The organism is Marivita sp., from assembly GCF_051251565.1.
GTDB lineage: Bacteria > Pseudomonadota > Alphaproteobacteria > Rhodobacterales > Rhodobacteraceae > Marivita.
Map to the genome: position 1 here is coordinate 1 of NZ_JBPOFB010000069.1, position 2,329 is coordinate 2,329.

A 2,329-nucleotide genomic window follows, 5' to 3' on the forward strand; every position below is an offset into this window, starting at 1 on the left:
CCCGTGCACCCGGCAACCCGAGGTCTTGGCCAGCCAATCCTCGAAATCGACGAAGAGATCGGCGAAGCCCTCGAACACCGAGTAAGGCGCGCAGGTGACGCCGTTCTCGCGACCTTCGCGGGGGAATCGGCTCTGCATGACGAGGCCTGGTCGCCCGCGCGTCCGCCTGTCGACCGCCTTCGAGAATACGCGATCGATCTTGCCGGGATTGGGTTCCGTGCGACGCATCGCGTGTTCGGCGTCCGTCTGGAAAGCACGGTAGAGCAATTCTGCCCGCGGCCAGATCTTGCGCGCGACAAAGCAATCGGAGCGCCGCAACAGTTGCAGGTGATCGTCGTAGAAAATGTGCGGCTTGCCCTGATAGTCGAACTTCGACAGCGTCAGCGACCGGCTTTCGATCTTCTGGGACCAGAGCCGGGCGAGGGTCTGGAAATAGCTTTCGTCCGGGATCCAGACGCGGCGGAAATACCGGTCGTACATCGGACGATCCGGGTCCTCGAGAATGGCCGACAGGGTCTGCCGGGTCAGGCACCACCACTGGCTGCCCATATGCGGCGTCAGCCCGGCGGGAACCTCGCGCCGGAACGGGAGCTTGCGCTGGAAATCGACATACCAGTCGAACAGCTTTCGATGCCGACGCCAGGAAAACGGAAACCGCAGGGTGAACCGTTCCTCGTCGAGACCGCCGATCGTCCAGGGCACGTCCGCGGTCGTCGCGCTTTCGATGAAATCGGTCCGCGGCCGCTGACCGAGGTAGTCGATCAGTTCCTGCACAGGTCGAAGCGGCAGACAGGAGCCGGAGGCAAGATAGACGTGGCGCACCGTCGGGAAGGTCTTCAGCATCAGCTCCGAGGCCGATTGCGTCGCGGCGACCAACCCCCACGTCCCCCATTCGCAACGGTGACGCCGCGAGAACGCGACCGACGGCAGGTCGGACAGCGCCTCGACAAAGGCGTCGTGGGTGCGCCGGGGGACCGATTTATCGACATGGATCACGATAGGGCAACCGCTGGCCTGCCAGTGGCGGCACACCTGTTCGGCGCGGTCCAGAGCCGTGTGCACCAACATGACGATGCCGACGCTCATGCCCAGTTGCCCTTCGACATGAGGCCGAGAATCTCGAGCTGACGCCAGTTGATGTATTTCTCGGACCACTTGCACCACAGATCCTTGCGGCTGCCTTCTTCGGCGGCATAGGCCCTGTATTCGTGGCTGGCGGCATAATGCTGGCCGCGTGCCAGCTCTTCTTCGACCTTGGCGGCGAAGGTGTTCAGGAACTTGGTATGCAGCAACATGCCACTGGCCTTTTCGCCACCCCATTCCTCGTAGGTGAGGTTCAGCCCGCGCGGCAAAAGCATGTGCGTCGATGTGGCGTAGGTATAGTTGCGGTGCCAGCGGACCAGCGGCGTCTTGTTCAAAGCCGGCGCGCGATGCGGCATCTTCGAGAAGAACGCCCGCATCCGCGGTCCGCCCCTGATCCAGAGGTTCCGCATCTTCCAGTTCATCTTGTAGGTATAGTTCCCGGCATCGAACCAGCTCGCAATTTCAAGCGGGTCCTGGCCGGATTGATAGGGATGCGCCTCGATCGGACCCTTCGGATACATGTCCAGCAGCATCGCGCCGAAGGACCGGATTGAACAGCTGTCGAGCCAGTCGGTCAGTGCGGGCAGGGGCCGGGTGTCGCAGAACGGATAGACAAACAGCTCATCAGGATCGACGGTCAGGCACCAGTGGTCGTGGCCATATTTGCCCAGCAGATAGTTGAGCCAGTCCATCCCGTAGCGCGATGCCTTGTAGCCGCCCTCGGTGCGCCACAGCGACACGTCGGGCTGCCCCTCGAGATAATCACCGCTGCCGTCATCGCTGTCGTTGTCGACGATCAGGAAATGGTCGATGCCCATTTCGCGGTAGTATTTCAGGAAATACGGAAGCCGGATGTGTTCATTGCGCAGTGTGACAAAGGCCAACGTCGCGTCCGGCGCGATCTCCGAAGTGCGATCCGCGACCGCAACCAGCTCCCGCGATTTGCGAAGCGCACGGATACGGTAGCGCCTGCGCATCAACCTCAATCGGTATGATTGCCAAACACCCAATTTATCCTCGCCCTTCGCGTCTCGCCCCATTCGGGGTCATCGTGCCTCAACAGGGTTAACCCCGTCTGAATGGCCGGTAACAGAGACACATGTCGCTGCCCAGAATTCTCACATTTCGATAGTTGTCCGACCATTCAAAGTAAACAATGCCTTCGGCATCGAAACACCGTCATGGTGACCAATCCGCCGCTTCCATGAGGCCAAGTGCGACAAGCTGCCGCCAGCCTTCGTAGCGC

2 protein-coding genes are annotated in these 2,329 nt (G+C 61.3%); both read right to left on the minus strand.

The features are described from left to right. The coding region (locus ACSHXH_RS19425) for a DUF5927 domain-containing protein (RefSeq protein ID WP_435673449.1) at window positions 1-1,086 on the minus strand (1,086 nt) is incomplete at its 3' end. Then, window positions 1,083-2,060 (minus strand): glycosyltransferase family 2 protein, encoded by a 978-nt coding sequence (locus tag ACSHXH_RS19430; RefSeq protein WP_435673450.1) that lies wholly within the window; start codon window positions 2,058-2,060, stop codon window positions 1,083-1,085. The genes ACSHXH_RS19425 and ACSHXH_RS19430, both read right to left, overlap by 4 nt. Window positions 2,061-2,329: the final 269 nt, after the last annotated feature.